The sequence below is a fragment of the Collinsella sp. Sow4_D11 genome (assembly GCF_052116465.1).
GTDB lineage: Bacteria > Actinomycetota > Coriobacteriia > Coriobacteriales > Coriobacteriaceae > Collinsella.
The window spans coordinates 1-470 of the sequence record NZ_JBQKLA010000077.1; the positions used below are offsets into that span (position 1 = coordinate 1).

General features: G+C 63.4%; 1 protein-coding gene. It reads left to right on the plus strand.

All coding sequences use genetic code 11. The annotated features are described in order from the left end of the window. Positions 1–191: 191 nt before the first annotated feature. The coding region (locus ACTQ40_RS10600; RefSeq protein WP_441564130.1) for an HK97 family phage prohead protease at positions 192–470 on the plus strand (279 nt) is incomplete at its 3' end.

Here is a 470-nt window from a genome sequence, read left to right on the forward strand (position 1 = left end):
GGTTGTCACGAGCTCCAACCCGCGGGAGTCTCACGCCGCTATGGACGGCGAGACGGTACCCATTGACGGAACTTTCAGCAACGGCCTTGATTGGCCCGCGTCATGCGGTGACCCAGACGAGGTGGCGGGGTGTCAGTGCGAGGTCAGCGTTTCGTGGTAGGTATGCTGGACACGACAGGAAGGGGCGCACGATGAGCGGCGTTAACACCGTGGGCGTCAAGCACGCCCCGTTCAACATTAAGGCGGCAGGCGACGAGGACGGCCTGAAGCCCGGCGCGTTCGTCGGCTACGCGTCCGTGTTCGGCAACGTGGACAGCTACGGCGACATTGTGGAGCCGGGCGCGTTCGCTGACACGCTGGAAGCGCTCAAGGCGAAGGGTGACCCCATCCCCCTGTTGTGGGGCCATGACATGTTCGACCCGTTCAGCAACATCGGCACCATTGACCCAACAAGCGCGGTTGAGCATGAG